Annotated in this window: 3 protein-coding genes; 2 read left to right on the top strand and 1 reads right to left on the bottom strand. The window is 48.0% G+C overall.

The window, feature by feature from the left end; all coding sequences use genetic code 11:
• Both BG32_RS06345 and BG32_RS06340 read left to right on the top strand, forming a co-directional pair.
• Window positions 1–1642 (top strand): InlB B-repeat-containing protein (locus BG32_RS06345; protein ID WP_147434856.1); only part of this gene is annotated, 1642 nt, incomplete at its 5' end.
• 177 nt (window positions 1643–1819) lie between these two features.
• Window positions 1820–4183: an InlB B-repeat-containing protein gene (locus BG32_RS06340; protein WP_121526581.1), complete on the top strand. Its 2364-nt coding sequence runs from the start codon at window positions 1820–1822 to the stop codon at window positions 4181–4183.
• Window positions 4184–4198: 15 nt separating this feature from the next.
• On the opposite strand, the gene BG32_RS15560 is transcribed toward BG32_RS06340, so the two are convergent.
• Window positions 4199–6379, bottom strand: a 2181-nt coding sequence (locus BG32_RS15560) for an InlB B-repeat-containing protein (protein ID WP_220660310.1), incomplete at its 5' end; no start/stop codon positions are given.

The raw sequence follows: 6379 nt of genomic DNA, 5'->3' as shown, positions 1-6379 counted from the left end.
GTGTTCAGACGAAACCTGCGTAACGATAACCTGGTCTGCCTACGACAGATGCATGACATGTGGAACCGGCGACTGTGGATCATGGGATATAGGAAATATTTTCTTCAGCCATCCCGATGTGAATACAAGAAAGAGCTTTGCCAACATAGCTGTCGACACATGTGTATGCACCGGTCCATTGTACGAAGGAGAGATAACCTGGTGCTTTGGAAACCTCGACTGCGAGACACTCGTTGCGACGATAGTCGGCTGGGACTCTGCAGGCAACATGTCTGAACCATTGGGTATGGAGATAGGCAATACCGATACGGTACCACCAACCATTACCCAGTTCGAAATAAGCGAACTCATGTTTGAAGGAGACATACCATACGTTGAACTGACATGGGAAGCGACCGATAACTGCTTTGACTTCGTGAATATCTGGGTCAATCAGGGAAGCTTTCAGAAACCGATGCTAGATGTAATCGAAACAGCGGCTATCTCCTTTGTACCGCCAGAACCCTGGACTGCATTCCAGAAGAGCAAGTCTTGGGTAAAGACAGTCAAGTGGTACCTCGAAGATCCGGCGGAGGAAATGAAGGCCTGGATCGCAGCATATGACATCTGCTGTAACGAAGCCACTGATACTGTTTCTAGAGAAGGATTTGAGTTCAACCTCGATGTTTATTGGGAGGGCGAAGGTTGGGCCGGTGACGGTGGAGAAGGAATTTCTTATGGCACAGTAGTGACACTGACTGCCGATCCAACTCCATGCTGGTCCTTCGTCGAATGGCAGATAACTGATAGGACAGACTATTCGACAAGTTCAGAGAATCCTCTCGAATACACCGTTACAGGCGACGCGTCAGTTGTTGCCATATTCGAGGAAAATTACTATGATCTGAGCGTCAGCGCATCGCCTTCCGATCTGTATGGGCATGTTTTGCTGGTCGACCCAAGCGGAGGCAAATGTGGTGAAGTAGCTACTGCGACTGCAGGGGAAGTTGAGTGCTACGAATTTGAGGGCTGGTATGACTCAGAGGATAACCTCCTTGATGATGGTTGGACCTATACTTTCACTATTGAAGAGGATCTCGACCTCGTAGCATGGTACACAATGATCCAGTACGAACTGTCACTCTCTGCAAGCCCTACAAATGGCGGTACAGTAACCGGTGCAGGCACATACGATTGCTGTGATGAAGTCTCTATAACCGCCGAAGCCACAAATGATTGCTGGGAGTTCCTGGGTTGGTACCTGGTAAGTGACCAGCATGGTGAACCCTGGGAAACTGAGGCAGCAACAGATTTCGATCTCTGCGACGATCTTGAACTTGTTGCTTGGTTTGCTGAGAAGAGTTTCACCATCACATACGTAGCATCTCCCTCTCAGAGCGGTGGAATCGCTATCTCGGATAACGGGAATATCGGATCGATAATCCTTCCTACCGGGCAGGCTTCCACTACAAGGACTTACCCGTGCAGCTATATTGATGAACTCGGACTGATTGCCATCTTTGACGCAGATCTATGGGCCTTCTCTAAGTGGATAGTAGAAGATGAGGGCGGTGCCATTGAGTCGTTCGTTAACCCTATGCCCATAGTTCAGATCACTTCGGATGCTACAATCACTGCTGTTTTTGATTCAATAGGTGGTTAAGCAGGTTTTCTGTCTACTTAACTAGGATTACTACTAGGGCTCCCTTTCGGGAGCCCTTTTTCCTCCTCCAGTGTTCCCCGGCAATCCATTCAAACACAACCTTTATTTTTGATATCTGCAGTTGTGATAGAATCTTTAACGTCAAGCACAAATTCCTATCAAGAGGAGTAGATAGTTATGAAGAGAAGAAACTTGATTTTGCTGGCGGTTGTTCTTGCACTTTTTCTTATTGCCAGCTGTTTCCCCGTAAGGGCTATCAAGCTCAACATCCAGACTGGCGCTCTGGAGATCATAGTTGGCGAGACAAAGAACATAGCGCTCACCGTTGATCCGGTTGATTCCTCAGTGTCCTTCACAACGGCAGACGACTCAATAGCGACCGTTTCCCCTCTTGGCGTCGTTACAGGTGTCGCTGTTGGAAACACCACTGTAGCCATTGAAGCGACTAAGGACGGCTACAAAAAGGCTCAGGGATCAGTTACTATAACCGTAGTCCCCGTACCGGAATACACTGTTACCTTCGAAGTAAGTGATCTGGAAGGACCTGTCAATGGAGCGAATGTGGCTTTTAACTCGGAAACAAAGCTGACCGACGAGAATGGACTGGCCGTTTTCTCAGGTGTTTTGAGAGGAAACCGGCAATACACTGTAAGCAAGATTGGTTATGAAGACGCCACAGAAATCGTTAATGTCGATAGCGACAAAACAGTTGATGTTACTCTCTCTAATAAGCTGTACACACTGAGTATCGAGGTCACGGGAGAGGGAACAGTCACGAAGAATCCGGATAAACCTGAATACACTCACGGAGAAGAAGTCCAGTTGACAGCCTTACCAGATGAAGGCTGGAGTTTCGGAGACTGGACGGGTGATCTCACTGGCTCCGATAATCCGAAGGCTGTAGTCATGGATCAGAACAGGTCAGTGTCGGCAAGTTTCACAATAAATACCTACACGATAGTGGCGACGGCAGGCCCCGGAGGTGCTATAGAACCTGAGGGACAGATCCAGGTTAATCGCGGCGATGACAAAGAGTTCATCATCACGCCTGACGCTGGATATGAGATAGCAGACGTTATCGTCGATGGGGTCTCGGTAGGTGCTGTTGCTAACTATACATTCAACAACGTAGTAAGCCACCATACAATCGACGCTTCTTTCAGCCTGCTAGAATATACTATAACTGTTTCTGCCAGTCCCGCGGAAGGTGGCTCAGTATCCGGCGGAGGTGTTTACAAGCACGGTGAAACGGTTGACCTTACCGCCGTAGAAGACGATTCATACAGATTCAAAAACTGGACCGAAAGTGGAGTCGTTGTAAGCACCGATCCAAACTATTCATTTACCGCAAGTACAAGCCGAGATCTCGTGGCGAACTTCATCGAGAAGACATACGAACTGACGGTAAACATCTCGGGCCAGGGGTCAGTCGATAAGCAGCCTGACAAAGCACTTTATATGCCTGGAGAAGTTGTAAACCTGACAGCGATACCGGAAACAGGGTGGCGTTTTCTTAACTGGAGCGGGTCGTTAACGGGGAATACAAGCCCGGCCAGTATAACAATGAATAATGATAAGACAGTATCCGCGAACTTTGCTATAAACCAGTACGTGGTAGTTGTCTCACCTAATCCTCAGAACGGAGGTGTTGTATCCGGTGGAGGAACATACCCTCATGGCGAAACTGTTACCCTTAATGCAACCCCAAACGAAGGGTATGAATTCCTAAACTGGACCGACGGCGGAGTCGTGGTGAGCACCGAAGCGGAATATTTATTCAATGCAACTGCAGACAGACTGCTTACAGCCAATTTCGCTCTGAAGAGTTATACTCTCGAAACACAGGTTTCCGGTGAAGGGGCGGTTCAGAGAACCCCGGACAAGGCTCATTATACTCATGGCGAAATCGTCGAGTTAACGGCGGTACCGGATAACGGCTGGGGATTTGTTGGCTGGAGCGGCGATCTCGAAGTTTCTGAGAACCCCGCAGAGATAAATATGGATAGCGATAAGTCAGTAACTGCTACTTTCACCAGAAACCAGTACACCGTTAACCTGGTTGCCGAGCCTCAAGAGGGCGGTACGGTAGCCGGTGGAGGTGTTTATTCTTTTGGTGATGAAGCGACAATTACCTCACAGGCAAGCGACTGTTATCTCTTCACCGGCTGGTATGAGGATGGATTACTGGTCAGCGAGAGCGCAGAGTATAGTTTCACAGTCGATGGTGACAGAGAACTTGAAGCGAGATTCGTAAAAGCCGTTATCTCTAAGGAATTCGTCTTCATCCTTGAGAATTTCTTCCTTGGCTGTAAATACGATGTGACTCTTGAGCTCGATCCGCAAATCACAAGAGTGCGATTCATCTATCCCGACATCGACCCGGAAGAGCAAACACCTATTCCCGAAGAAGCCTTCCCAGATGAGGAAGGAAAGGTTGAAATCACGGCTTTCTGGACGAATAAGGATGCAACGGCAGTCGTTATTCTCTGCTATATCGGAGACGAATTAGTATCGCAATGCCTTGCTGAACTCTCTAAATAGCTAAGCAATCTAGACTTATACAAGAAAAGAGCACACGTTAAGTGTGTTCTTTCTCTTTTGTTGCCTGGATTTACTCGAGGGTGATTCCCGCATACTGTATGCTCGCTCCGGCATCTCCCGGGTCTTCAAAAGAGCCGGCAATGGACTTATAAAGGGCTCCGCTCCATAAAGGTTCTTCCCGGTCCCGGTATAGAACAGTGGACTCACCGAATTGAAACAACTCTCACCCATGAAACCATAGGGCCCTGTGGGCTTCTTGAGAAGAAGGGCGAGTCTGAAATCGGTCATGAAATCACCGAAGGACTTTGAAGGAGATATGTACTTCTTCACTACATTCTCGACTGCACTGTAGTCGTTCGCAGTATCGAGGAGTATCTCTTTAAATATCGAACTGCCGATTCCCATCTGTGTCCTTATGTACTGCAAGAATAAGTAGTTTAGTGAGTAATCGGCCAGAGTCTGTTCCCATCTAATGAGAGATTTTCCATCGCGTATAGCTGTTGAGTTGTTGAAAAAGCTTATTCTTCCCGTCTGCACTCCCCCATAAATATGCTCCGCCGCCATCGACAGTCCTTCATTCAACCACAGGTCCATATTGCCGTCGCCCTCAACGAAGACATTCCTGTTGAAGTTCACCATATGCTGGAACTCGTGAACTAAAGTAGAGAATGCTCTGGTGACGTTCACACCCGAACCCATAGGATATTCCATAAGCGGATAGGTATCTATGTAGAATATCTCCATCATATTCGAGCTTGTACCTGAGAAAAGATCGCCGGAATAGAAGTATCCGGCTATGTAGGAATTCTGGGTAGTGCCGTTGAATCCGTCGATAATATCAAAACAGAGGATAGAAACCTTTTCATCGTTGTTTACATCCGACGGATAATAGAAGTTCTCCAAAACCAGTGGATGAATCACACCATCAAATTCCGATGCGATTTGCTGTGCTCTGCTTTGAGTTACTCGCACAGTATCGTTTGACCATACGAGGCACTCAGTGCCGATAGCCTGAAGGGTGGCCGTTATCTGATAGAATCTGTTTGTTGTGAAATCATACACCCAGAAAGATCTGGTATCACCGACCGCCGAGAGTTCAAACTGCGATTCTATGTTTAGTGGTTCGAGTCCCTCATAATCGAACGGGATTATCGGATTTATCCGATAGGCTTCACATGAAAGCCCGGCAACCACATCAGTTGATAGATCTACAAAACTGCTTAGTGTACCTGTATACTGTCTTGAGGTGCTGGAGACACTCTCGTTAGATACCAGAAGCCTGTTTCCGCTGTACACAGGTCCATCAATATCTACCCCGTCATCAGAAGCGACATTTAGAACAACATTGACCGTTTTATCTGAATCGACAACCACGCTACCCGAGGAGTTATGGTAGCCAGTTTTAGTGACTGAATAGGTCTTATCGCCGGCGAGGACACCGTCAAAAGTAGCGCAACCACAGCTTGCCGTGTTCTTCGTCTGGCCGTTGAATAATACCGTTGCGCCTTGAAGAGGCAGACCTTCCGCGTCTTTGACGCTAAAGGTGATATCGAATGGCAGAGGTTCAAACGTAGCGGTGACAGTTCCGTTTCCTTCTACGATTACAGCAACAGGATTCTCTATACCGGAAACATAGCCGCTCCAGCTGCTGAAGCTCCAGCCTGTTGACGGAATAGCCGTCAGCTGAACTATCTCGCCGTGAGTGTAAGTCGATTTGTCGGGATTTTTCGAGACCGAACCCTGCCCGACTGTGTTCGTCGAAAACGTGTAAGTCTTTTTGGCCAGAGAGACATTCACGCTCTCGTCTGAATCTACACTAACACTGCCTGTAGAGTTCTCGTACCCGGTCTTGCTTACCGTGTATGCCCTGTTCCCGACCGGAACTTCCGAAAAAACTGCCCGACCCTGTGAGTCGGTCTGAAGTGACTCTCCGTTGAAGCTGACGTTCGCGCCCTGCAGAGGTTCCGATACATCATTCACGTTGAACGTTACTGTGTAAGTCGCGACCGGGAGCAGCGAGAAACTCGCCTGTATTGAGTGATTTGCTGTCACATTATTGAATGTGTAGGAGCCGACCTTTCCGACAGAAACATTATCGACCTTCACGTCCGATATTTCGTAGCCGCTATCCGTTGCTATCGAGAACGTCTGGTTCGAGCCGTGAGTAACGTTCACATTCCCCGAAGGATTTATACT

Source organism: Mesotoga sp. HF07.pep.5.2.highcov, assembly GCF_003666285.1.
GTDB classification, from domain to species: Bacteria; Thermotogota; Thermotogae; order Petrotogales; family Kosmotogaceae; genus Mesotoga; species Mesotoga prima.
Note: the sequence above shows the minus strand (reverse complement) of the source record. Positions and strands in the feature narration are given on the sequence as shown.